The sequence below is a fragment of the Mesorhizobium sp. M1A.F.Ca.IN.022.06.1.1 genome (genome assembly GCF_003952605.1).
In the GTDB taxonomy this organism is placed as follows: domain Bacteria; phylum Pseudomonadota; class Alphaproteobacteria; order Rhizobiales; family Rhizobiaceae; genus Mesorhizobium.
Window position 1 is genome coordinate 1,368,551 of sequence record NZ_CP034455.1, and the last position, 22,431, is coordinate 1,390,981.

Annotated in this window: 22 protein-coding genes and 1 tRNA gene; 13 read left to right on the top strand and 10 right to left on the bottom strand. The window is 62.1% G+C overall.

Annotated elements, in window-relative coordinates:
* Nucleotides 1-45 precede the first annotated feature (45 nt).
* Nucleotides 46-1,674 carry a fatty-acid--CoA ligase gene (locus tag EJ078_RS06820; protein ID WP_095800263.1) on the bottom strand — a complete coding sequence of 543 codons (1,629 nt, stop codon included), beginning with the start codon at nucleotides 1,672-1,674 and terminating at the stop codon, nucleotides 46-48.
* 196 nt (nucleotides 1,675-1,870) lie between these two features.
* Here EJ078_RS06820 and EJ078_RS06825 point away from each other — a divergent pair, with 196 nt between their 5' ends.
* Together EJ078_RS06825 and EJ078_RS06830 are read left to right on the top strand one after the other, a co-directional pair.
* Nucleotides 1,871-2,227 carry a hypothetical protein gene (locus EJ078_RS06825; protein WP_095813733.1) on the top strand — a complete coding sequence of 119 codons (357 nt, stop codon included), beginning with the start codon at nucleotides 1,871-1,873 and terminating at the stop codon, nucleotides 2,225-2,227.
* 153 nt (nucleotides 2,228-2,380) lie between these two features.
* Complete coding sequence (locus EJ078_RS06830) at nucleotides 2,381-2,770, top strand: DUF427 domain-containing protein (RefSeq protein WP_127217211.1); 390 nt, start codon at nucleotides 2,381-2,383, stop codon at nucleotides 2,768-2,770.
* A 77-nt stretch (nucleotides 2,771-2,847) separates the two neighbouring features.
* On the opposite strand, the gene EJ078_RS06835 is transcribed toward EJ078_RS06830, so the two are convergent.
* From EJ078_RS06835 to ppdK, 3 genes are all read right to left on the bottom strand, one after another.
* Entirely contained in the window at nucleotides 2,848-3,591 is a 744-nt protein-coding gene (locus EJ078_RS06835; protein ID WP_189413839.1) for a polysaccharide deacetylase family protein, read from the bottom strand.
* Nucleotides 3,592-3,743: 152 nt separating this feature from the next.
* Nucleotides 3,744-5,033 (bottom strand): glycosyltransferase family 9 protein, encoded by a 1,290-nt coding sequence (locus EJ078_RS06840; RefSeq protein WP_245459142.1) that lies wholly within the window; start codon nucleotides 5,031-5,033, stop codon nucleotides 3,744-3,746.
* Nucleotides 4,969-7,653 carry a pyruvate, phosphate dikinase gene (gene ppdK, locus EJ078_RS06845; RefSeq protein WP_127216922.1) on the bottom strand — a complete coding sequence of 895 codons (2,685 nt, stop codon included), beginning with the start codon at nucleotides 7,651-7,653 and terminating at the stop codon, nucleotides 4,969-4,971. Before ppdK ends, EJ078_RS06840 begins: the two co-directional genes overlap by 65 nt.
* Before the next feature lie 218 nt (nucleotides 7,654-7,871).
* Between ppdK and EJ078_RS06850 the strand changes: the two genes are divergently transcribed.
* From EJ078_RS06850 to EJ078_RS06865, 4 genes are all read left to right on the top strand, one after another.
* Nucleotides 7,872-8,216, top strand: a complete 345-nt coding sequence (locus EJ078_RS06850) for a VOC family protein (RefSeq protein WP_127216923.1) — start codon at nucleotides 7,872-7,874, stop codon at nucleotides 8,214-8,216.
* Between the two features lie 171 nt (nucleotides 8,217-8,387).
* A tRNA-Gln gene (locus EJ078_RS06855) sits at nucleotides 8,388-8,462 on the top strand.
* A 357-nt stretch (nucleotides 8,463-8,819) separates the two neighbouring features.
* On the top strand, nucleotides 8,820-9,767 hold the full coding sequence (locus tag EJ078_RS06860; protein ID WP_127216924.1) for an ABC transporter substrate-binding protein: 948 nt from the start codon (nucleotides 8,820-8,822) through the stop codon (nucleotides 9,765-9,767).
* Between the two features lie 131 nt (nucleotides 9,768-9,898).
* Nucleotides 9,899-10,534 (top strand): TetR/AcrR family transcriptional regulator, encoded by a 636-nt coding sequence (locus tag EJ078_RS06865; RefSeq protein WP_127216925.1) that lies wholly within the window; start codon nucleotides 9,899-9,901, stop codon nucleotides 10,532-10,534.
* 61 nt (nucleotides 10,535-10,595) lie between these two features.
* Here the strand turns inward: EJ078_RS06865 and EJ078_RS06870 are convergent, their stop codons facing one another.
* From EJ078_RS06870 to EJ078_RS06880, 3 genes are read right to left on the bottom strand one after another with little or no spacing between them, the layout of a single operon-like run.
* The gene (locus EJ078_RS06870) at nucleotides 10,596-11,267 is read right to left on the bottom strand and encodes a 4-carboxy-4-hydroxy-2-oxoadipate aldolase/oxaloacetate decarboxylase (RefSeq protein WP_095800267.1); all 672 of its coding nucleotides are present in this window, start codon (nucleotides 11,265-11,267) and stop codon (nucleotides 10,596-10,598) included.
* Between the two features lie 35 nt (nucleotides 11,268-11,302).
* Nucleotides 11,303-12,325 (bottom strand): amidohydrolase family protein, encoded by a 1,023-nt coding sequence (locus EJ078_RS06875; protein ID WP_127215283.1) that lies wholly within the window; start codon nucleotides 12,323-12,325, stop codon nucleotides 11,303-11,305.
* 19 nt (nucleotides 12,326-12,344) lie between these two features.
* The gene (locus EJ078_RS06880) at nucleotides 12,345-13,442 is read right to left on the bottom strand and encodes an alcohol dehydrogenase catalytic domain-containing protein (RefSeq protein ID WP_164750435.1); all 1,098 of its coding nucleotides are present in this window, start codon (nucleotides 13,440-13,442) and stop codon (nucleotides 12,345-12,347) included.
* 236 nt (nucleotides 13,443-13,678) lie between these two features.
* Here EJ078_RS06880 and EJ078_RS06885 point away from each other — a divergent pair, with 236 nt between their 5' ends.
* Nucleotides 13,679-14,032, top strand: a complete 354-nt coding sequence (locus tag EJ078_RS06885) for a DoxX family membrane protein (protein WP_066997887.1) — start codon at nucleotides 13,679-13,681, stop codon at nucleotides 14,030-14,032.
* Between the two features lie 28 nt (nucleotides 14,033-14,060).
* Nucleotides 14,061-14,600 carry a cupin domain-containing protein gene (locus EJ078_RS06890; protein WP_066997890.1) on the top strand — a complete coding sequence of 180 codons (540 nt, stop codon included), beginning with the start codon at nucleotides 14,061-14,063 and terminating at the stop codon, nucleotides 14,598-14,600.
* A gap of 54 nt (nucleotides 14,601-14,654) precedes the next feature.
* Here EJ078_RS06890 and EJ078_RS06895 read toward each other — a convergent pair whose 3' ends face one another.
* Nucleotides 14,655-15,554 (bottom strand): LysR family transcriptional regulator, encoded by a 900-nt coding sequence (locus tag EJ078_RS06895; protein ID WP_095823777.1) that lies wholly within the window; start codon nucleotides 15,552-15,554, stop codon nucleotides 14,655-14,657.
* Nucleotides 15,555-15,661: 107 nt separating this feature from the next.
* Between EJ078_RS06895 and EJ078_RS06900 the strand changes: the two genes are divergently transcribed.
* The 3 genes from EJ078_RS06900 to EJ078_RS06910 all read left to right on the top strand — a co-directional run bounded on the left by EJ078_RS06900 (nucleotide 15,662) and on the right by EJ078_RS06910 (nucleotide 18,947).
* Nucleotides 15,662-17,041 carry an aminomethyltransferase family protein gene (locus EJ078_RS06900; RefSeq protein WP_208721171.1) on the top strand — a complete coding sequence of 460 codons (1,380 nt, stop codon included), beginning with the start codon at nucleotides 15,662-15,664 and terminating at the stop codon, nucleotides 17,039-17,041.
* A gap of 156 nt (nucleotides 17,042-17,197) precedes the next feature.
* Nucleotides 17,198-18,046: a formyltetrahydrofolate deformylase gene (purU, locus tag EJ078_RS06905; protein ID WP_067327888.1), complete on the top strand. Its 849-nt coding sequence runs from the start codon at nucleotides 17,198-17,200 to the stop codon at nucleotides 18,044-18,046.
* 16 nt (nucleotides 18,047-18,062) lie between these two features.
* Complete coding sequence (locus EJ078_RS06910) at nucleotides 18,063-18,947, top strand: methylenetetrahydrofolate reductase (RefSeq protein WP_067327887.1); 885 nt, start codon at nucleotides 18,063-18,065, stop codon at nucleotides 18,945-18,947.
* Nucleotides 18,948-19,128: 181 nt separating this feature from the next.
* Here the strand turns inward: EJ078_RS06910 and EJ078_RS06915 are convergent, their stop codons facing one another.
* Entirely contained in the window at nucleotides 19,129-19,713 is a 585-nt protein-coding gene (locus EJ078_RS06915) for a YceI family protein (protein WP_067327886.1), read from the bottom strand.
* Between the two features lie 34 nt (nucleotides 19,714-19,747).
* Nucleotides 19,748-20,575 (bottom strand): hypothetical protein, encoded by an 828-nt coding sequence (locus tag EJ078_RS06920; RefSeq protein WP_127215281.1) that lies wholly within the window; start codon nucleotides 20,573-20,575, stop codon nucleotides 19,748-19,750.
* Nucleotides 20,576-20,929: 354 nt separating this feature from the next.
* On the opposite strand from EJ078_RS06920, the gene EJ078_RS06925 reads away from it, so the two are divergent.
* The gene (locus tag EJ078_RS06925) at nucleotides 20,930-21,724 is read left to right on the top strand and encodes an ABC transporter ATP-binding protein (RefSeq protein ID WP_245322293.1); all 795 of its coding nucleotides are present in this window, start codon (nucleotides 20,930-20,932) and stop codon (nucleotides 21,722-21,724) included.
* Nucleotides 21,721-22,431 carry an ABC transporter ATP-binding protein gene (locus EJ078_RS06930; protein ID WP_095823782.1) on the top strand — a complete coding sequence of 237 codons (711 nt, stop codon included), beginning with the start codon at nucleotides 21,721-21,723 and terminating at the stop codon, nucleotides 22,429-22,431. Before EJ078_RS06925 ends, EJ078_RS06930 begins: the two co-directional genes overlap by 4 nt.

The window sequence follows — 22,431 nt, forward strand, 5'->3', positions numbered from 1 at the left end:
TAGAGCTTTTTGCGCCAGCCTTGAAGCCGAAAGATTTAACAATCCTCAATCCGTCGGCAGCCGATACTCCTTGAATTGCTGGCGCAAGGTGGTCTTCTGGATCTTGCCCGTCGCCGTGTGGGGAATCTCGCCGACGAAGGCGACGTCGTCGGGCATCCACCACTTGGCCACCTTGCCGCTCATGAAGGTCAGGATATCGCTCTTGCTCGGCTCCTTGCCCGGCTTGCGCACGACCACCAGCAGGGGGCGCTCGCCCCATTTGGAGTGCGGCACGCCGATGGCGGCCGCCTCCGCCACATCGGGATGGCCGACGGCCAGGTTCTCCAGATCGATGGTGGAGATCCACTCGCCGCCCGATTTGATGACATCCTTGGCGCGGTCGGTGATCTGCATATAGCCGCTGGCGTCGATATGGGCGACGTCGCCGGTGTCGAACCAGCCCTCGGCGTCGAACTGCTCGGCGCCGACGCCGCCGTAATAGGCGCGCGCGACCGCCGGGCCGCGAACTTTCAGTCGCCCGAAGGTCTTGCCGTCCCAGGGCAGCGCGTTGTTCTCGTCGTCTGTCACCTTCATTTCAACGCCGAAGGGCGGGTGGCCCTGCTTGCCCTGGATATCGAGCCTGGCATCGCCGGTCAGCCCTTCATATTCCGGCTTCATGGTGCACAACGTGCCGAGTGGCGACATTTCGGTCATGCCCCAGGCATGCACCACCTCAACCGCGTATTTGTCCTGGAACTTGGCGGTGATGGCGCGCGGGCAGGAGGAACCGCCGATGACGACCTTGTTGAGATAAGGCAGCTTTTTGCCGGTCTCCTCGAGATATTGCAGCAGCATCATCCATACCGTCGGCACAGCGGCGCTGAAAGTTACCTTTTCGGAGTCGAGCAATTCGTAGATCGAGGCGCCATCCATCTTGCAGCCTGGCATCACCAGCTTGGCCCCGATCATCGGCGCGGCCTGACCGAGTCCCCAGGCATTGGCATGGAACATCGGCACGACGGGCAGGACGACGTCGCGCGTCGAAACGCCCATGGCATCGGGCATGGCGGCCATCATGGCGTGCAGCACGTTCGAGCGATGGCTGTAGACGACGCCCTTCGGATCGCCGGTCGTGCCCGACGTGTAGCACATGCCGGCAGCCGTGTTCTCGTCGAATGTCTTCCAGGCGAAGGCGCCGTCGGCCTCGGCAAGCCATTCCTCATAGGCGACAGCGTTCGGCAACGAGGTTTGCGGCATATGCGCCTGGTCGGTCAGCACGATCACCTGCCTGAGCGACCTGACCTGGCCGGCGATCTTTTCCAGCAGCGGCACGAAGGTCAGATCGACGAAGATCGCCTTGTCCTCGGCGTCGTTCATGATCCAGGCGATCTGTTCGGGAAACAGGCGCGGATTGAGCGTGTGGTAGATCGCGCCGATCCCCATGGTGCCGTACCAGGCCTCGATGTGGCGGGCGGTGTTCCAGGCAAGCGTTGCGATGCGGTCGCCGAGCCCGAAGCTGTCACGCTCCAGCCGCTGCGCTACTTTGAGCGCCCGATGACGGATGTCGGCAAAGGTGGTGCGCACGATCGGGCCTTCGATCGAGCGCGACACGACCTCGCGCCCGCCGTGCTGGCGTTCGGCGTGATCGATCAGCTTATGGCAGAGCAGCGGCCATTCCTGCATCAGTCCGAGCATCTCGGCTCCTCCCCTTTTTCGCGCTTTCGCGTCATTGTTTCACGCATTGTGGAATGATCCGGCGGATTGTCCAGCCACCATAAGTCCAAGGCGGTCGGATGGGCGGAATGACCCGTGAAACCCGCCATAATCCGGCCATCGTCGCCGTTAAGGTTCATTAATGGGCTGGGTGAGATTGGCGAATGGAGAGATTCGCATGGACGTGCAGCTCGATGAAAAAGCCCTCGAAAGCACGCTTGCCGAAAGTCTGGACGATCTGACGCCGGACTCCAAAACCGTTTCCGACGATGAATTTGCCGAAGTCGTCGGCGGCGCGCTGGAGGCCGTCGGCGGAACGCTGCTGTTCAAGATGTGCGTCGAGAATGATGGAGAAGGCCAGTATGTCGCCGCCGCAAGCGTCGGCGACGGCGGTAACCGCCAGTTCCTGCTGCTCACGCTGCCGACCGCCGGCGGCGCGCTGAAGGTCGAGACAGCGGCGAGAAGCAGCAATCCGGTCGCCGGCATCGCTGCCGCCTATGCCGGCCTCATGGACGCATTCAAGGCCGCCGCCTGACTGTCGGCGGTTAGAACATTATTTCGCTGCACGCGACGCGTCATCGCGCCGCCTTGCGCGAGGCGTCGGGCCGATCCACCTTTGACGGACGAGAAGCGGTTCCGAACGGAAAAACCGCCACGCACCTTCCTCAAACTGCCGATGAGACCCGTCTTGGACAAGCGTGCCAACCCCGCCCCCGGCTTTCAGCGCAATCCCGACAAGGTGATAACGATCGAGCCTTATCGCGGCACCGTCACGGTCAGCGCCGGCGACGTCGTCATCGCCCGGTCTACCCGGGCCAGGCTCTTGTCGGAACCGCCCTACCCGGCGGTTTTCTATATTCCCTTCGACGATATCGATCTCAGCAAGCTCGCCAGGACCGAGCATTCGACGCATTGTCCCTACAAGGGCAACGCGAGCTATTGGAGCGTGCTGCCGGCCGGCGACAGCGGCAGGGACGCGATGTGGGCCTATGAGCAGCCTTTCGACGAAGTGGTCGAGATCCGCGATCACGGCGCGTTCTATTCGAGCAAGGTGACGGTCGAGACTAAGCCGGAGTGATAGACTGCGGCGGAAAGCATCGCGGATCTCCGAGGTCGCTGAGCCTTCCAGCCGTCGTCATCAACCTCCGCCACGGATCAATCCGTGGTGCCGTCGTTGCCGTCGTCGGCGTCGTCCAGCCGAACGAAGGTCAGGCCCTTCTGCTTCAGGGCGAGCAGGCCCTGGACGACACCCTCGCCCGCGGCATGGGTCGGCTGGTTGATGTGAGCGATGATGACGTCGCCATCCTTGGCAGCGGCGATGCGCCGGGCGGTTTCCTTGGCGCCGAGCAGTGAGCCGCCGTCGCCATTGACGGAAAAGCCCGCGACCTTGAAGCCCAGCTTGCGGATCATGGCGATCGCCGACGGGCTGTATTCGGCGGTGGCGCCGCGAAACCATTTCGGCGGCGGGCCGCCGGCGCTCGCAAGCGCCGCGGCACCCGACTCGACCTCGGCCTGAACGGCATCAGGACTGCCGGCACTGCTGATGCCGTAGATCTTGCGGGGCGTGTCGACCGCCGGGATGTGGCGGCCACCGTGGTTTTCCAGTTCGAACAGATCAGGATGCGCGCGCATGATCCCGACAGCGGCGGCGTTGCGCTTCAGCCAGATGCCGGTGACGAAGATAGTCGCGGGAATTTTGTTTTCTACCAGGGCCGAAAGAATGCGCGTATCGGTCTTCCCGCCGCAGGCGTCCAGCGTGAGCGCGACACGGCCACCGCCGCCTTGCGGCGTCAGATGCAACGTCGGTTCGACCAGCGTCCCGGCATTGCCAGCCGAGACCACGACAAGCGATAGCGCGATCGCGCAAAGAGATTTTTGAAGCAAACCCGTCATTCCCATGCCCGGCCCGTCAAGCCGCTCAACCGCAAGATGGCGTCAACAAGACGCGCATCTAGGCGAAAATCGGAACGGTTCGCATCCGAAAAGCCACCGCGCGACAATTTGCATGGAGAGTAGCTGCAAAAGCTCAACACGCCTTTAGCAGACTTGAGCTAGACCGCCTGCTCAAGCGCCACGTCGGTACGCGCCAAAAGTTCGCGCACCGCCTCGACCACGGAATCCACTTCAAGGCGCCAGACACAGCATGCCTTGCTCGAATCGGTCCGACGGCACAGGTCCCCGCCGACGCAATCGCAGGGCATGGAGGGGCGCAACGAGATGCTGGGGACGCCGACCGGGCCCCATCGAACCGGATTGGTCCGGCCGAACAGACCGACGACCGGAGTGCCGGCTGCGGCCGCCATATGCATCGGGCCGCTCTCATTGCCGAGGAATAACCTGGCCTCCTTGAGCAGCGCCAGCAACGTTTCGAGCGAGAGCGTGCCGACCAGATTGACGACCGGCGTTTTCGCTGCCGCCATGATCTTGTCCGCCGCCTCGTGCTCATCAGGGCCGCCGATCAGCACAGCGTCCAGGCCAGTTTCGGACGATATCCGTTCGATCGCGGCCGCAAAGCGCTCCGGCTGCCAGCGACGCCCGATGAAGCTCGCCCCCGCATGCACCGCCACGAAGGCATTTGGCCGCAAATGATGTTTGCTCAGCAAGGCGAGCGCTTGCGTCGTTTCGAAGGGCAGCGGGCGGATAGCCGGTGCCCTGACGCGCAGGTCGACGCCGAGCACCTCGAGCGGCGACAAATAGCGGAAGAGATAATGTTTTTCGCCGAATCCGTACGGCTTCATCCTGACATTGGCAGGCTGGCGCTCAAGCCAGCGCAGAGGTCGCTCCGTCGGATAGTGGCCGACACGAATCGGGGCACGGACCAATCCGGACACCAGCCGCGAAGTCTTGGAATCGGTGATGTCGATGACCATGTCGAAGCGGTGCCGCCGCAAAGTTCGCACAACCCGGACAAGCTCGCGCCCGCGCTGGAGCGGCGTGCCGCGCATGCCGGCACGGCTAAACGAAACGACCTCCGCTGCGATGCCATGCGCTGTTAGAAATCCAGCAAACCTGGCATCGCACAGGAACACGACCTTCACACCTGGATATTCGAGTTGAAGGTTCTTCGCCAAGGCAGAGGCAAGCACGATGTCGCCTATGAACTTGGTCTGCATGATCAGGATCGATCGGAAAGAGGTGGGGGAAATCTGCAACATCTGTTTCACGCCCCGAGTAATTCGGAACCAGAAACTGCCCAGGGACGATGTCGAGATTGAGAACCAGCGCGCGCACGTTCGCGTGAGTTTCCATACGAAATCGTAAGATGGAGCGCGCCGTTCAGGCGCGCTTTGCTCTTCCCTTCGCGGCCTCCACGGCCGCCTGGGCCGCAGCCAGCCGGGCAATCGGTACACGGTAAGGCGAGCATGACACATAGTCGAGGCCGACCTCTTCGCAGAAGCGGATCGAGGCCGGGTCGCCGCCATGCTCGCCGCAAATGCCGAGCTTGATGTCGGGTCGTGTTCCCTTGCCCTTTTCCGCCGCAATCCGCACCAGTTCGCCGACACCGTCGATGTCCAGCGAAACGAACGGATCCTGTTCGATGATACCTTTCTGCCGGTAGGTTTCAAGGAAGGAGGCCGCATCGTCGCGCGAGATGCCGAAAGTCGTCTGGGTCAGATCGTTGGTGCCGAAGGAGAAGAACTCGGCCGCTTCGGCAATGACATGGGCGCGGATGGCTGCGCGCGGCAGCTCGATCATGGTGCCGGTAAGATAGTCGATCTTGGTGCCGGTCTCCTGCATGACGCTTTGCGCGACGGCATCGATGCGCGCCTTGACGTATTGCAGCTCCTTCACGAGGCCGACCAGCGGCACCATGATTTCGGGCACCACCAGCGCGCCGGCCTTGTGGCCGGCCTGAACCGCCGCCTCGAAAATGGCGCGTGCCTGCATCTCGGCGATCTCGGGATAGGAGACCGCCAGACGGCAGCCGCGATGCCCGAGCATCGGATTGAACTCATGCAGCGCCTCGGTACGCTGCCTGAGCTTGTCCGCCGGCACATTCATGGCGGTCGCGACCTCGGCGAGCTCGGCGTCGGTCTTGGGCAGGAATTCGTGCAACGGCGGGTCCAGCAGGCGGATCGTCACCGGCAAGCCCGCCATGATCTCGAACAGCTCGAGGAAATCCGAACGCTGCATCGGCAGAAGCTTGTCGAGCGCCGAGCGCCTGTCCTTCTCGGTGTCGGCCAGGATCATCTCGCGCATGGCGATAATGCGGTCACCTTCGAAGAACATGTGCTCGGTGCGGCAAAGGCCAATGCCTTCGGCGCCGAAGGAGCGCGCCATGCGCGCGTCGAGCGGCGTCTCGGCATTGGTGCGCACCTTCATGTGGCGCGCGGCATCGGCCCATTCCATGATGGCGGCGAAGTCACCGGACAGCTCCGGCTGCAGCATGGCGACGGCGCCCTTCAGCACCTGGCCGTTGCCGCCGTCGATGGTGATGATGTCACCCTTGCGGAAGGTCTGGCCCATCGAGATCAGCGTGCCGGCCTTGTAGTCGACTCGCAGCGAGCCGGCGCCCGAGACGCAGGGCTTGCCCATGCCGCGCGCCACCACGGCGGCATGACTGGTCATGCCGCCGCGCGTGGTGAGGATGCCTTCGGCGGCATGCATGCCGTGGATGTCCTCCGGGCTGGTCTCGACGCGCACGAGAATGACCTTGCGGCCTTGCGCCTTGGCATCCTCGGCCTCACCGGAGGAGAAGACGATCTCGCCGGTGGCCGCACCCGGCGAGGCCGGCAGGCCGACGCCGATGACGTCGCGCGCCGCCTTGGGATCGATGGTCGGATGCAGGAGCTGGTCGAGCGAGGCCGGATCGATGCGGGCGACCGCCTCCTCTTTCGTGATCAGCCCGTCTTTGGCCATCTCGACGGCAATCCTGAGCGCCGCCTTGGCGGTGCGCTTGCCGGAGCGGGTCTGCAGCATCCACAATTTGCCGCGCTCGATGGTGAATTCGAGGTCCTGCATGTCGCGGTAATGCTTCTCCAGCCGGTCGGAAATATCGACGAAGGCCTGGAAGGCTTCCGGCATCAGTTTCTGCAGCGAGGGCTTGTCGGAGCCCGCAGCGATGCGCGCGGCCTCGGTGATGTTCTGCGGCGTGCGGATGCCGGCCACCACGTCCTCGCCCTGCGCATTGACCAGGAATTCGCCATAGAGCTGCTTTTCGCCGGTCGAGGGATTGCGGGTGAAGGCAACGCCGGTGGCGGAGGTGTCGCCCATATTGCCGAACACCATGGCCTGGACGTTGACCGCCGTGCCCCAGCTTTCCGGGATGTCGTGCAGGCGACGGTAGGTGATGGCGCGGTTGTTCATCCAGCTCGAAAACACGGCGCCGATGGCGCCCCAAAGCTGCTCGCGCGGGTCCTGCGGGAACGGCTTGCCGAGCTCCTCCTCGACCTTGGCCTTGTAGAGCGCGATCACACCCTGCCATTCGATGGCCGTCAGTTCGGTGTCGAGCTCATGGCCGAGGCTCGCCTTCTGGTCCTCGAGAATTTCCTCGAAAACCTCGTGATCGAGGCCCATGACGACGTCGGAATACATCTGGATGAAGCGGCGGTAACTGTCATAGGCAAAGCGGGCATCGCCGGAATCGGCGGCAAGCGCCTCCACCGTCTCGTCGTTGAGGCCGAGATTGAGCACAGTATCCATCATGCCTGGCATCGAAGCGCGGGCGCCGGAGCGCACCGAGACCAGAAGCAGCTTCGACGGATCGCCGAAATTGCGGCCGGTGAGCCTGCCGATATGGTTGAGCGCCGCCAGGACATCCGCTTCAAGCGATGTCGGATAGGTGCGGCCGTTGGCGTAATAGGCATTGCAGACTTCAGTGGTGATGGTGAAGCCCGGCGGCACCGGCAGGCCGAGGCTGCACATCTCGGCAAGGTTGGCGCCCTTGCCGCCGAGCAGGTTGCGATCACCGGCTCGGCCTTCAGCGGCACCGTCGCCGAAGGTGTAAACCCACTTGGTCATGCATGCCCTCCAGGTCCCTTGGAAGATAGACAACACCCGGGCCAAGGCCCCGGTCCCCGCCCTTCCGATCCGAGCGATAAGATGCTGCATTGCGAAAGGCAAGCGCCGGCAAAGCAAGCGCCGCGACTACAATCGATTAAGCAAAAGCTGCGTCAAAAAGACTTGCCGGTGTGAGTTGCGCGAGATAGAACACAACAAGAACAAAGTGGAGTAGCGCGATGAAACTCGAGGGAAAACTCGACTATCTGGAACTTCCGGCCACCGGCGGCACGCTGGACAGCGTCAAATCCTTCTACAGCGCGGCGTTTTCCTGGTCTTTCACCGATTACGGGCCAACTTACTCCGCTTTTGCCGAGGGGCTCGACGGCGGCTTCCAGGCCGATGCGGGCGAAGCGCCCGCCAGACCGCTGCCCGTGCTCTATTCCGAAAACCTGGAGGAGACGCTGGAGGCCGTTGAGAATGCCGGAGGCAGCATCATCAGGCCGATCTTTTCCTTCCCAGGCGGCAGGCGGTTCCACTTCACCGACCCGGCCGGCAACGAGTTGGCCGTGTGGGGCGAATAGCCCGCAATTCCGGTCGCCGGATCGATCTCCCCTCCAGATTACGCCCGAACGCGGCGGCAATCCGCCGGCGCAGACATGCGGCAAGATTACTTTGGATGTTAGCGGTCCAAGCATTGAGCTTTCGACCGGCTCGTCCTATAAGGCCGCGCGCAGCGGGCACCGCCCGGCTGCTGGGGCGTCGCCAAGTGGTAAGGCATCGGTTTTTGGTACCGACATTCCCAGGTTCGAATCCTGGCGCCCCAGCCAACCATTTTTATCTTTTATTCAATGATTTAGCTAAATCGATCAGGTCTTCGTCTAGGGCACTCGGCTAGGGCCTTGGATGCGTGGACCGGCAGCAAGAATCTGGCGTCCGGAACTGGACTTAAGAGAAGCGGCGCCGTTTAGGACCGCTTCGAATTCACGATAGCATGTGCGGTATGGTGCCAAAGGCCGTAGCCCCTGTTGGCCGCTTTTCGCGATCGAGAGCACGCGGAGCAATTGTTCACGGTAGCTCAGTCAGCCGGGCTGCGAGGAAAAAAGCGTGGCCGATTGACATACCGATTGGAATTCCAATACCTATAGTATTTAAACGCCCAGTGCTGAATACGGCGGGAGGAGCCAATGGCCGAAAACACGACAGCTGATCCTTCCACGCCTGCCCAGCTTTGCCTCGCGGGCGGAGCGCAGGGGTTCAATTGGCTTCCGGTCTTCCTTGCAGACGAGTTGGGATTATTCGGCAAGCACGGCATTGCCATCGAATACAAGCGCTTCGGCAGCGTCGACAAGGCAACGGGAGCTGTCCTTGAGGGTGAGGCCGACCTTGCGATTACGCCGCCAGAAGGAGCAGTCGCGGACTTCGTGAACGGTGGAGAACTGCGCATTGTTGCGGCCAATGCAGTGCGGCTGCCGATGTCTCTCGTGGCGCGGCCAGAAATCGCCACCCTGGCGGACCTTCGAGGAAAGAGGATCGGCACGTCCTCGCTCACCGAGGGTACTGCGATCTACACGCAGATTGTGCTGGCTTCCCAAGGACTGCACTACCCCGCCGACTACGAATTCGTGCTTGCGGGTATTCATACCAAACGGTGGGAGGCGCTGCAGGCCGGGCAAGTCGACTGTGCTCCCCAGCCCGCGCCGTGGAACTTCCTGGCCGAGGACCAAGGCTACAAGCTGATCGGCGAGGTCAATGAGTTCATACCCGAGATCCTCTTCACCGCGGTCATCGGCCGATCATCGTGGCTGCAAGCCAATCGAGATGTGGTCATACGCTTCATCAACGCCCTCATTGAGGCCCATGCGATCACCAATGAACCGGCACGGCAGGACGTAACATTGCCGATCTTCCAACGCATCACCACGCCGGAAAGCGCCACCCTGGCCAATCGTGGTCTAGAATACATGCGTGACATGGGCATGTGGCCGGACAAGCTGGCCGTGCCGGCAAACGCGTTGCGCACGACGATCGACCTGATGATCCGCGCGCATTTGCTCGATGAGGCCCTTCGGAGCCAAGCGCTGCACGCCTTCGATGCTTCTTACCTGGACGCCGCTTGCACCACTGTCGGCTGAACCCATCCTGCCGTGCACCAAAGCAATCCCGCAACTGACCCCTCACCTTCGCTTGCCCTTGGAGGTCGACGACCCTAAGTTGCTTGCTCAGATACGCTGGGTATCCCGATACGTTCATTGGATGATCAAAGATGGCGCGACTGACCCGTGAACAAAGCCAAGCCTTGACGCGCGAAAAGCTTTTGGCTTCGGCCAGCGAGATGGTGGCCCGAGACGGCTATTCCGGCGCATCGATCGAGCGGATCGCAGAGGAGGCCGGCTTCTCGAAGGGGGCCTTCTACTCCAATTTCACGAACAAGGAAGACATCTTCCTGCAACTGCTGGAGCGCAACGCCGGCGGAGATGTGGTCGAACTGACCGAAAGGCTTCGCAGCGTTGACGAGCCGAAGGATGTCATCGAATCCATTTGCGAATGGGCCAACCAACGCGCCAAGGACAAGCGCTGGGGAATGCTGGCCATCGACCTGCTGCGCATCGCGCGCCGCGACAACACGCTGGAGGATCGGCACCTGCGCCTGTTCAGGGACCAGTGGGAAGGGCTGGGCAGGCTGTTGTCGGAGAAGCTGTTTCCGTATGGGGATGCGGAACCCCGGCCACTCTATGTCGGCGGTATCGTCCTCGAACTCGTCTATGGCGGCATGTCGAGTTTTATGGACGACAGGGCGCCCGGCGAAATGGTGCGGGTCGCGCTGACGTCGATGCACGAGGCTCATCTTTTTAGGCATAAGAACGGAAAGGCCGTGCGCAAGCGGACTGCAGCGTCCTGACGCGAACTATGCCACGCCACGTTGGAAGGCCGACCGATTCTCCTTCGTGGACGTCGGGTGCCTATTCGTAGAGAAGTCCCTTCAAGCGCAGCCGTTCGCGCATTGAGTTGACGTCTAGGCTGAGCTTGCCTGCAGCGTAGAGGCGACGTTTGTCTTCCTCGGCCGCCTCCCGCTCTCGTGCCGTTCTCGCAACCAACTCGGCATTGGCACGGGGCACCACGCAGACGCCATCATCATCGGCGACGATCACGTCGCCAGGGCAGATGCGGGCACCGGCGCAAATGATCGGAACCTGGCAATCGCACGGCGTCTCCTTTACCGTTCCCTGAGCGAAGATCGCCTTCGACCAGACCGGGAACTTCATCGCTCGCAAAGCAGCCACATCGCGCACGCCGGCATCGATCACGAGGCCTCGGATGCCGAGCGCCATCGCCGATTCAGCCAGAAGGTCGCCGAAAAATCCGTCTTCGCATGGAGAGATCGGAGTCACGACGAGCACATCGCCCGGCCGCGCCTGCTCCAATGCAACATGAATGGTCCAGTTGTCGCCCGGCGCCACCTCGCAGGTAAGCGCATTGCCGCCGATCCTGGCGCCGTCATAGATGGGACGCAGCCGCGAGGCCAGCAGCCCCTTGCGTCCCTGGGCCTCGTGAACGGTTGCCACCCCCAGCGCGCCCAGTGCGTCGCACACTTCGATCGGCGTACGTTCGGTGTTTGTCACGACTTTTGCCATTGATATCTCCAGAGATTCGTGCCGGCCGGACCTCGCTAGCGACCCTGTCGCTTGAGCCTCTCGTCCAGCCGCGGGTAGACTTTGCGCGCATTGCCCTCGAACACCGCCGCGCGGTCGGCTTCGTCGAGGCCCAAAGCATCGATGTAACGGCGCGTGTCGTCGAAGTTGAAGCCGGTCAGCGGGTCAACCGCCTTGACCGCGCCCAGCAGTTCCGAGCCGAAGAGGAGGTGGTCCGGACCGATCACGCGAAACAGCGTGTCGATCCCCGCCTGGTGGTAGACGCAGGTGTCGAAATAGACGTTGCGCATCAGGTGCGTGGCGAGATCCGGCTTTTCCATCATGATTGCCAGCCCGCGATAGCGGCCCCAGTGATAGGGAACCGCGCCGCCGCCGTGGGGAATGATTAGCTTGAGGTCTGGGAAAGCGCGAAACAGGTCGCCCTGGATCAACTGCATGAACACCGTGGTGTCGGCATTGATGTAGTGCGCACCGGTCGTGTGCAGGCAGGCCGAGCACGCGCCCGAGACATGGATCATGGCCGGCACCTGGAGCTCGACCATCCTCTCGAAGAGCGGATACCAGTAGCGGTCATAGATTGGCGGCGCGGACCAGAAGCCGCCGGACGGATCGGGGTTGAGATTGCAGCCGACGAAGCCGAGCTCGTCCACACAGCGCTCGAGTTCAGCCAGCACAGGAGCGAGGTCACCGCTCATCGACTGCGGCAGCTGGCAGACACCGGCAAAGTTCAGCGGGAACAGGTCCACGATGCGCGCAATGAGATCATTGGAGACACGGGACCATTCGGCATTCAGCGCAGCGCTGCCGACATGATGACCCATGCCCGAGGCCCGGGGCGACAAAATTGTAAGGTCCGAGCCGCGCTCCTGCTGAAGACGAAGCTGGTTGTCTTCGACGGTCGCGCGAAGCGTCTCGTCGCTTATGCCGGGATAGACCGGACCTGCGTCCCGCTGGCCCTCGGCAAACGCCACCTGGGCCTTGCGATAGGCATGATGCGCCGGGGGCTCGGTGGTGTAGTGACCGTGGCAGTCGATTATCATGGCATTCTCCAACCGCAGCTCAGGGCTCCAGCACATAGTTGGTGAAGCCACCGTCGCCCGAGGCTACGCCGTTGATCGCCTCATTGATCTGGTCCAGCGGATAGGTGCGGGCTTCCAGCACGGACAGGTCGACCGCGCCAGACCGGACCAGCTCCGCTATCTCGATGCCCTCCGCGGTGCTGAGCCAGGCCGAACCGGTGAGCACCATCGAATTGTCCATCCACCATTTGGTGTTGAACAGCATGTCGGCGCCCGTACCGCCGATGTTCACGATGGTGCCGCCGCGTTTGACGCCCATCATCGCGTCCCTCATGGCGTTGACGTCAGCCACCGCGCCAAGGCTGTCGAGCATGAAATCCGCGCCGGAGTGGTGCTTGGAGCGCACCCAGTCCGCGACCTTGCCGTCCAGGCTGGAAAAAATCTCGATCCGGTTCGGCGCGAGGCGCTTCAGCTTTTCCAGCAATGGCTTGCCGCGCGCGACCGCATAGATGGTGGAAATCCCCATGGCGAGCGCGAACATGGTGGCGCCGACACCCAGCGTCCCGGTCGCGCCGTTGATGATCAGCGACTTGCCCGCAAGGTTGCCCAGCTTCTTGAGCGCCGAATAGGACGTGCCGAGATAGCCCATGCGGGCAGCCTGCGGAAACGTCATATTGTCGGGTATCTTGACGATGGCGCTCTGGGGCGCGCGCATGAATTGAGCGAAGCCGCCGCCGGGATAGCGCTTGTAGATTTCCAGGCTGTTGCGATTGAACCCGAAATATCCGGCGAAGGTGAAGTAGTCGCACTTCATCTGGTTGCCGCTGGCGCAGGCGTGGCAGGCACCGCACGAACGCAACGGATTGACGTAGACACGGTCTCCGGGCTTCAAGGCAACGACCTGCTCGCCCACTTCGTGCACGATGCCGGCGGGGTCAAGGCCAAACGTCGCGGGCTTGGGAGGCAGCGGCTGGTGAGGATACCAGTTCTCCCAGTTGTTCAGCACGTTGGCGAGGTTCGGGACCATACCGCAGGCTTTGACCTCGACCACGACATCTGTTCCGCACGCTCGAGGCTTGGCGATCTCCTCGATCCGCATTGGTTCGTTTACCGCATGCAACCGTGCGGCGCGCATCATCACTGTCACGATGTTCCTCCTCAAATACCGCCAACCGGATCGAGTTGACATTCCGATTGGACTGTGGATACCGTACAGTATCTGGATTGGGAGACGCAAGACCCGATTTGCGGTGCCGGTACCAACCATCGCTGCTGCCCTCGGGCCTACGCTCGATTTCGCAGGGTGGCTGGCGGCCAAAACCGGGCCCGCTCACAACGACTGCAGCCGTCACGCTGCTGGGGAGGAGACGTACAATGCCGTTCGAGTTGCAGCCTCAGGACTGCCTGAGGATCCTATGTGGAGTCTGGTTCCTGCCGCATCTGATCGGGAAGGTCAGGAACTTCGATAAGGCGCCGGTCACATTTGAGAAGGCCGGTCTGAAGCCTGGCAAGGCATTCCTTGTCCTGACAATCGTCCTCGAGGTACTTGCCGCGCTCGGCATGATTTTCAACGTCTATTCGAAAGCAGCAACCGGTTGCGCGATCGTCGTGCTGCTCGGAGCAGCCTACGCAGTGGTGAAGATCAACGGCGCCAAATGGCGCTGGCAGCAGATGGGACCGGAATTCCCGCTTTTTTGGGCGCTCGCTTGCCTCATCTCGGCACTGTGACTTTGAACATCTACCTGGGAGGTTTGATATGCAGGTTCGGCGCATCGTCACTGGCAGGGACAACGCCGGTAAGTCAGTGGTCGTCAGTGACGGTCCCTCCCCTGGGGAAATGGTCCTGCGCCACACGCCAGGTTTCGTATCGTCGCCACAGTGGAAAATCGAGGGGGCGCCAGAGCTGGGGAGCATCGACAACAAGGACCCCATGGAGACGACCGGCACCATGGTCATGCCGGCAGGCGGATCATCGTTCTGGATCATTACTTTCCCTCCCGACAGCGTCTACATGTCATCGGAATGGAACCCCGCGGTAGCTGGTCCCGAACTCATCGAGGCGTCACCTGGCATTGCCGAGCGGATGGAGCCGGACAGCCCTGGCATGCACCAGACCCCGACCGTCGACTACGTCACGGTGGTCAAGGGCAGACTGATCCTGGAACTCGATGACGGCAGGACTGTCGAGCTAAATGCCGGCGACACCGTAGTCCAGCAGGGCACTCGTCACGCATGGCGCAATCCAGGCGACCAGCCGGCGACGATCTCCGTGATCATGCTCGGCGCCACTGTCTGACGCGGCGGTTACCATCCCAGAGACCACACCAGCCTCGGCTGGGCTTCGGACCGCTCAGATCGTTGCCGCCACGTCGGCGAGGATCTGGCGCGTCCACGCATGCAGGCCCGAATAGTGAGAACGCTCGGTCCAATACATGTCGATCTGGATCAGCACCTCGAGAGGGAAAGGTTTTAACGTCAACTTGTCCGAAAGCCGGCGGGCCAGGCGATAGGGAATGGTCGCGACCAGCTCCGTGCCCCGGATCAATGCTTCAAGATTGTCGTGGCTCGGCACGATCACGCTCGGCGTAATCCTGACGTCGATTGCCCGAAGCGCCGCGAAGTACAACGCCTCCCACTGGCCATTGTGGGTCACGGCGATATGCCGCGTCTGCCGGTAGCGATCCATCGTCAGTTCGCCGGCCGCAAGCGGATGGCTGGAATCCATGATGCAAGCGTAGCGGTCGGTGAAGAGTTTACGCCGGTAGTAGATATCGCCGAAAATCGCCACCGGGCCGAGCACGATATCGCAAATGTTTTCCTTGAGCTGCTGCTTGCCGTGCACGGCGGATTCAAAAATGTTGACCGCGATCTGGGGCGCCTGCTGCTGGACCTGGCGCACGAAGGCCGGCATCAGGAACATACGCTCGTGATGGTTACAGGAGATCGTCACGCTGCCCGTGGACGTAGCGGGATCAAAACCTTGCAGAGAGGACAACGCCTGCATGCGCTCGAGGACATCGCGCGCTTCCTGGGCGAGTTGACGGCATTTGTCGGTCGACAGGATCGAGTTGCCCTGCCGAACGAACATCGGGTCGTTGAAGGCCTTTCGAAGCCGCTTGATCGAATAGCTGATCGTCGACTGGTTGACGCCGAGGCGCTCCGACGCCTCTGAAAAGGACCGGCAGTCGTTGACCATGACCAATGCCTGCAAAGCACTCAGGTCGATCTGGGCAAGTTCCTCCGACAGCATGGCGCCTACTCTCTATGCAAAATTTCGATCACCTGTATCGAACCTATTGGGTTGTTAGATGTCCTGCAAGGGCTTAGCCGGAAAGGAGCTGCACAGGAGGATTGAAAATGGCTGCTAATCTCGAACAGAAGATCGCTGACGCTGGAAGCGCCCAAACCATGCTCTGGGAATCGCAGAGCCCGCCGATCGTCAGCACGCCGGTGACGCCGGAATTCACCAACTGGCGCGACGAACAGCTCGCTTGGCGCAGCAACGCCGTGCTCTATGACCAGTCGCACCATCTCGCCGACCTGAACATCCGCGGCAAGGATGCGCTGAAGCTCATCCGCGACACGGCGATCAACAGCGTTGAATACTTTCCCGTCAACGCCGCGAAGCAGTATGTAGCGGTCAACGACGAGGGCCAGCTCATCGGCGACAACATCCTGTTCCGCTATGAGGAAGACGAATTCCAGGCGGTGGGCATTCCGCCGACGATCAACTGGCTTCAGTATCATGCCGAGACCGGCGGTTACGACGTCGAGCTTGTGCGGGACAATCCGTCCTATGCCCGCAAGGGAAATCCGCTGTGCTACCGCTACGAGATCCAGGGACCTGGCGCGTTCAACGTGATCCGGGAACTCATCGGCGGCGAGCCGCCGGATGTGAAGTTCTTCCACGGCACCCGCTTCACGATCGCCGGCAAGATGGTCCGCGCGCTTCGCCACGGCATGGCGGGCGAACCAGGCTTCGAGTTCGTCGGGCCCTGGGCCGATCATGAGGTCGTTCGGGCCGCTCTGCTCGAGGCGGGCAAAAAGCACAACATGATTCAGGTCGGCGGCCGGGCTTACCTGACCAACTCGCTCGAGTCCGGATGGCTTCCGCGCCCGTTGCCGGCGTTCTACTCGGGCAAGAGCACGGCGGGCTTCCGCAAGTGGCTTAGCGCGGACGAGATCGATGCCAATGTGTCTCTAGGCGGAAGCTTCTTTTCCGAAAACATCGAGGACTATTACTTCTCGCCCTACGACGTGGGCTACGGAAAGATCGTCAAATTCTACCACGACTTCATCGGCCGCAAGGCCCTCGAGGCCCAGGTCGCCGACGGCCAGACCACGGCCAACCGCAAGGTGACGCTGCAGTGGAACGGCGACGACGTCGCCAAGGCGTGGGCCTCGATGTACCAGCCAGGTGTCGGAGCGAAGTTCATCAACCTTCCGATCGCCCACTACGCGACCTATCACTACGACCGGGTCGAGGCGCCAAACGGAAGCTTGGCCGGGCGTTCGCTTCATACCGGATACTCGGCCAACTACCGTTCGATGATGTCGATCGCGGTCGTGGATGCGGCAGTGGCAGAGCCTGGCACCGAACTGGTGGTGGTCTGGGGCGAGCCCAAGCCATCCTCCAAGGTGCAGGTTGAAGACCACGTGCAGTTCAAGATCCGCGCCACCGTCCACCCGGCGCCGATCGACGCGCACGCACGCACCAGCTATCGCAAGAACGCCTAAGCCGCACGCCTGAACCGAGGGCGGCATCACGGCCGCCCTCTCCTCACGGCAACCGCACCCGACGACAACAGACTGGCGGGACCTCCTGCCGGTGTCGCCTTGCGACGCGAGAAACCGCCTTGCCCTTCAGCTCGGCCGTCAACCCGGAGACCGGGTATGGAAAAGTCCTATCTGCTTACGCTCCAATGCAAGAACCGGCCGGGCATCGTCGCCGGCGTGGCGAGCCGTTTGGCAGCACATGGCGCCAACATCACCGCGGCCCAGCAATTCGACGACTCCGAGACGGATCGGTTCTTCATGAGGGTAGCGTTCGATTTGCCTTCGCCCCTCGATGATCTCGCCGGGCGTTTTTCCGAGGAGGTCAACCGCTTCGGCCTGCAATGGACATTGCGGCCCCAGAACCTGCCCCGCAAGGTTCTGCTGCTTGTCTCGAAATTCGACCACTGCCTGGTAGACCTGCTTTACCGCCAACGACTGGGCGAGTTGCCCATGCAGGTTGTCGCCATCGTCTCCAACCATCCGCGAGAAGGTCTCAACCTAACCTCCGACGACACCATTCCCTTCCACCACTTCCCGATCAGCCATGAGACCAAGGCCACCCAGGAGGCGAAGATCAAGCGCGTGATCGAAGATAGCGGCGCCGAGCTTATCGTGCTGGCCCGCTATATGCAGATCCTATCCGACGACTTCTCAGCCTATCTCTCCGGCCGCTGCATCAACATCCACCATTCTTTCCTGCCGGGTTTCAAGGGCGCCAAGCCCTATCACCAGGCGCATGAGCGCGGCGTGAAGATGATCGGAGCAACGGCGCACTACGTCACCGAAGACTTGGACGAGGGTCCGATCATCGCCCAGGACGTCGAACATGTGACCCATGCCGACACGCCCGAGGACCTCGTTCGCAAGGGTCGGGACATCGAACGCCGCGTGCTGGCCCGCGCGGTCGCCTTCCACCTTCAGGATCGGGTCTTGCTCAATGGACGCAAGACCGTCGTCTTCGCCTAACAACGGAGCCACGCGCATGGAAAAAGCTGCTATCCGCCCCTCCTCTATCGACGCCTCGATCGAGATGGCGCCAAGCCAGGTGATCGACTCCCCTGACCTGCCGGGCCTTTTCCCGTCGGGGGTCCGGGTCTACATCACCGATATCGGCCTGGCGGACACGCCGACCCTGGTCAAGGCAGCGCGTCGCGTCGCGGACCTTGGCTACACCGCGGTTCCCCATATGGCCGCTCGCCGACTGACCACGCGCCAAGCGCTGGAAACGCGGGTGAAGGCTTTGGCTGAGGAAGCGGGTGTCCGCGACTTGCTCATCATCGGCGGCGACGTGGCTACCCCAGCCGGTTCATTTTCCTCCTCTTTCGAGGTGCTCCAGACTGGTTTCGTTGACAAGTACGGCATCACCGAGGTTGGTATAGCCGGCCATCCGGAAGGCAGTCGCGACTTTGGCGACGAGGCGGCGATTGCAGCGCTCCGGATGAAGAGCGCCTGGGCCGAGCGGACCGGGGCAAAGATGCGTGTCGTCACCCAATTTGGCTTCGACGCGGACAAGTTCATCGCCTGGGCGGACGGCCTGGCGGTTTCCGGGGTGGACCTGCCGATCCATCTTGGCGTGGCCGGTCCTGCCAAGATCACGACCTTGCTAAAATACGCCGCCTTGTGCGGCGTCGGCAATTCGCTGAATTTCTTGAAAAAGCGCAGCGCCTCGCTTGCCGCCCTTGCCACCAGTCACTCGCCGGAGAGCTTCGTCGGCCCGATCGAGCACCATCTGCGGGCAAAGCCGGAGTCGGCAATCGCGCAGCTGCATGTCTTTCCGTTTGGCGGCATCAAGAATACGGCCAGGTGGCTCTACGAGCGTGGCTCGTGGCAAGGCCTCGAAGCCGACGATCGCTCGTCGATCGCTTAAGCGCGCAGCCACCTCCCGAGAGCCGAGCCAGACCATGGCGCGCCGATCGTCGGCGCGCCATGGTCTCTCGTTGCCGCTACATGGGCGAATGTTGCGGCACGATTGCCACGCAGCCTATCAGTCAGCACCGCCGGACATCCGCGAGGACGTCCGGCGCGCTCAGGACAACGCGAAGCCGCCGTCAGCTGCGGCCGCGCCCCTCCGTTTCGATGCGCAGCGTGACCTCGTCCCCGATCAGGGGAAGATTGGCCGTCATGCCGAAGTCGCTGCGCTTCAACTTGGCAGTCGCGCTGAAGCCGGCCTCAAGACTGCCGTCCCACGGGTTCTTGCCCTGGCCGTTGAAGGTCACGTCGAGCGTCACCGGCTTGGTCACACCGGCGATGGTGAGATCGCCCGTGATGGTGCCCTGCTTGTCGCTGGACTTGGTGAATTTGGCGCCGACGAAGGTGATCTCCGGAAACTCGGTGGCATTGAACCAGTCGGCGCCCTGGATGTCGCTGTCGCGCTGGGCATTGTTGGTGGAGATGCTGGACACCTTGACCTTGGCCTGCAGCTTGCTGGCCTCAGGCGCGTCCTTGTCGAAGGTGAATTCCCCGGAGAACTCTTTTGCGACGCCGATGACGTTGGAGAAGCCGAGATGATTGATGAAGAACACTATGCCGGAATGAACCGGATCGATGTCGAACGTGATCGGCTGTGCGGTTGCCGGCCCGATTGGCGCCGTTGCGAGTGCAGCTAGCAAAGCTAGTTTCAGTCTGTAGTTCATTCCATCCTCCTTTGTTGATGCACGAAAAGCGAATTCACAGCGGAAGGCTGAACCCCTTCCGGGCCAGCATGACTGCGACTGCCGCGACGGCCGGCACCAGGCAAAACCCTGCGAAGACGAACGTGGCGAGTGCAGGGGTTTTCTGATCGAGACGATCGAGGATCACGCGGCAGGCCGAAGAGACCAGGAAAAGCAGCAGGAGCACCGCAAGGGCGAGAAGGTCGATCTTGCGGGTGATCAGCGCGACGGTCTGCGCCACAGCCATCATGCCCGCCGCTCCGCCGAGCAAGGATGCCCATCCGAAGCGGTAATTCGGCCGGGACAGGTGCCCAACCACGATGCCGGCGATGCCAAAGGCGACGCCAAGAGACAGTTGCAGGCTGGATGATGAAGCCCCCATGAATGCAATGGGAGCAAAGCCTGCGCTGGCAACCGCGAGCATGATCGCAGGGCGCAGGCCTGATCCCTCATCGGGATAGTCAGCTTCCCGATGAAGTGCATATAGCGCTGCCGCTCCGGCCAGAGCGGCGACAACCAGGTCGAGAGGCTGCGCCAGGGCAATCGTATCGCCGATGTAAGCTGCTGAGGCGACCGGCATTGCCGCCAACAGCAACTGTCCGAGCCTGCGGCTGCCTGTCCATTCCGTCGCCACGCCCAGGATCGATCCAACCGCCGCCAGGTAGAACACCTTGTTGACGGCGCCGACCGGAGGGAAGGAGGGAAGGCGATTGTAGGTCAACCAGTAGGACAGGAAGAAGCCGAGCGGGATCAAGAGATCGTACCAACGGCGATCGACGCGCCCCCATCGCATCAGGCCGCTCAAGGCGAACGACAAAAGGCCGCAAATGGCGACCGCCAGCATAACGGCCTCCTGCGGCGATCGGGCAACGCCAATCACGTCGCATTACCGTTGTTGGCTACAGGATAGCGGGCACACGCTCGCGGCACCTTGCGGCAGGATGAAGTCACACCGTCCTCCCCGGTCTGAGTTCTCCATGACCGGCCCCTTCCGGATACCGGTCAGATTTCAAATACCAAAGCGTATCTCACTAACCTTGTCAATCCGACTGGGCAGCTGGCCGGAACCCGCCTCGCCTTAGTGCAGGTGCACCGGCGAAGTCGGTTGACATACGACTCAGACTTCAAATACTATATGGTATCTAAAGTGGGACAGACGCGGAAGCGCCGGTTCCGCTGACACGCCTGGGAGGAGTGCGTGGCTGTGCAGGAACATATCAAAGCCTATCTGCCGGTGCTCGCGGCGGATGGCGTATCGGTCAGCTTCGGAGGCGTGCAGGCGCTCGACAATGTCTCGCTCGACGTCGGCGATGGCGAGATTTGCGGCTTGATCGGCCCGAATGGCGCGGGCAAGACCACCTTCCTGAATGCCATCACCTGCCTTGCACGCCTTCAACGCGGCACCGTAGAGCTGTCGGGTCGGATAATCTCCAATTCGGCGGTGCGCGACATCATCGGTCTCGGGATCGCTCGGACATTCCAAAATGTCGGCGTATACGGCTCGCTGAGCGTCCTGGAGAACGTCATGCTCGGCGCACACCACAAGATGGGTGGAAAAGTCGCGCGTGCCCTTCTCAATCCCTTCGGTGCGTGGGCCGAGGAGAAGACGGTCCGCCGCAAGGCTGAATCAATTCTGGATGAATTGGGAATGGCCGCATTATCGAGCGTGCGCGCCGACTCCCTGCCCTATCCCTTGCAAAAGCGGATGGAGATCGCACGCGCCCTGGCGGCCGAGCCCAAGCTCCTGTTGCTGGATGAGCCGGCCGGCGGACTGACCCATGGCGAGGTCACCGAATTCGGCGCCCTCGTCAATACGATCCGGCATAGCCGCAGGCTCTCGATCCTCCTGATCGAGCATCACATGGGCTTGGTCATGAGCCTGTGCGACCGGATCCATGTGTTCCACCTGGGTCGAAATCTGGCGTCAGGACGCCCCGAAGAAATCAGGACCAATGAAGCCGTCATCGGCGCCTACCTCGGGAGGAGCACGTGAGACTGCTCGACGTCCGCAATCTCTCGGCCTCCTACGGCAAGGTACGGGCGCTTTTTGACTGCTCGCTCGCAATCGCGCAGAACGAATTCGTCGTCCTGCTCGGCGCCAATGGCGCGGGAAAAACCACTTTGCTGCGCGCCCTTTCGGGCACGATCCGCTCGGCCGGCGAAATCGCCTATAGGGGAAGCGACTTGCAAAAGATGGCGCCGGAACGGCGTCTGCAACGCGGCTTAGCGCAGATTCCCCAGGGCAGAGGCACTTTCACGGAATTCACGGTCGACGAGAATCTGACGCTGGGCGCCACAATCGTCTCCGATGCCCGCCAGGTCCGACAGGACAAGGAGCGGTGGTACGATCGCTTTCCGCGATTGCGCGAACGACGCTCCCAACTGGCCGGCAATCTGAGCGGAGGCGAGCAGCAGATGCTCGCGGTTGCGCGAGCGCTCATGTCGCGGCCAAAACTGCTGCTATGCGACGAGCCGTCATTGGGTCTCGCACCCGTCATCACGCGCGAAATATTCGCGATCTTCAAGGAACTCCGCGACATCGATGGCTTGACGCTCTTGGTCGTGGAGCAGAACGCGGACCTGTCGCTCAAGTTCGCCGACCGCGCCTATGTCATCGAGGCCGGGCATATCGTGGCCGGCGGCTCAGCCGGCGCGATACTTGCAGATGAGCATATCCAGAAATCTTACCTTGGGGACTAA

Excerpts from the sequence above, each read along its gene's own strand:
- EJ078_RS06820 (WP_095800263.1), bottom strand. The coding sequence starts at position 1,674 with ATGCTCGGACTGATGCAGGAATGGCCGCTGCTCTGCCATAAGCTGATC.
- EJ078_RS06825 (WP_095813733.1), top strand. The coding sequence starts at position 1,871 with ATGGACGTGCAGCTCGATGAAAAAGCCCTCGAAAGCACGCTTGCCGAA.
- EJ078_RS06835 (WP_189413839.1), bottom strand. The coding sequence starts at position 3,591 with ATGGGAATGACGGGTTTGCTTCAAAAATCTCTTTGCGCGATCGCGCTA.
- ppdK (WP_127216922.1), bottom strand. The coding sequence starts at position 7,653 with ATGACCAAGTGGGTTTACACCTTCGGCGACGGTGCCGCTGAAGGCCGA.
- EJ078_RS06850 (WP_127216923.1), top strand. The coding sequence starts at position 7,872 with ATGAAACTCGAGGGAAAACTCGACTATCTGGAACTTCCGGCCACCGGC.
- EJ078_RS06860 (WP_127216924.1), top strand. The coding sequence starts at position 8,820 with ATGGCCGAAAACACGACAGCTGATCCTTCCACGCCTGCCCAGCTTTGC.
- EJ078_RS06865 (WP_127216925.1), top strand. The coding sequence starts at position 9,899 with ATGGCGCGACTGACCCGTGAACAAAGCCAAGCCTTGACGCGCGAAAAG.
- EJ078_RS06870 (WP_095800267.1), bottom strand. The coding sequence starts at position 11,267 with ATGGCAAAAGTCGTGACAAACACCGAACGTACGCCGATCGAAGTGTGC.
- EJ078_RS06875 (WP_127215283.1), bottom strand. The coding sequence starts at position 12,325 with ATGATAATCGACTGCCACGGTCACTACACCACCGAGCCCCCGGCGCAT.
- EJ078_RS06880 (WP_164750435.1), bottom strand. The coding sequence starts at position 13,442 with ATGATGCGCGCCGCACGGTTGCATGCGGTAAACGAACCAATGCGGATC.
- EJ078_RS06885 (WP_066997887.1), top strand. The coding sequence starts at position 13,679 with ATGCCGTTCGAGTTGCAGCCTCAGGACTGCCTGAGGATCCTATGTGGA.
- EJ078_RS06890 (WP_066997890.1), top strand. The coding sequence starts at position 14,061 with ATGCAGGTTCGGCGCATCGTCACTGGCAGGGACAACGCCGGTAAGTCA.
- EJ078_RS06895 (WP_095823777.1), bottom strand. The coding sequence starts at position 15,554 with ATGCTGTCGGAGGAACTTGCCCAGATCGACCTGAGTGCTTTGCAGGCA.
- EJ078_RS06900 (WP_208721171.1), top strand. The coding sequence starts at position 15,662 with ATGGCTGCTAATCTCGAACAGAAGATCGCTGACGCTGGAAGCGCCCAA.
- purU (WP_067327888.1), top strand. The coding sequence starts at position 17,198 with ATGGAAAAGTCCTATCTGCTTACGCTCCAATGCAAGAACCGGCCGGGC.
- EJ078_RS06910 (WP_067327887.1), top strand. The coding sequence starts at position 18,063 with ATGGAAAAAGCTGCTATCCGCCCCTCCTCTATCGACGCCTCGATCGAG.
- EJ078_RS06915 (WP_067327886.1), bottom strand. The coding sequence starts at position 19,713 with ATGAACTACAGACTGAAACTAGCTTTGCTAGCTGCACTCGCAACGGCG.
- EJ078_RS06920 (WP_127215281.1), bottom strand. The coding sequence starts at position 20,575 with ATGCTGGCGGTCGCCATTTGCGGCCTTTTGTCGTTCGCCTTGAGCGGC.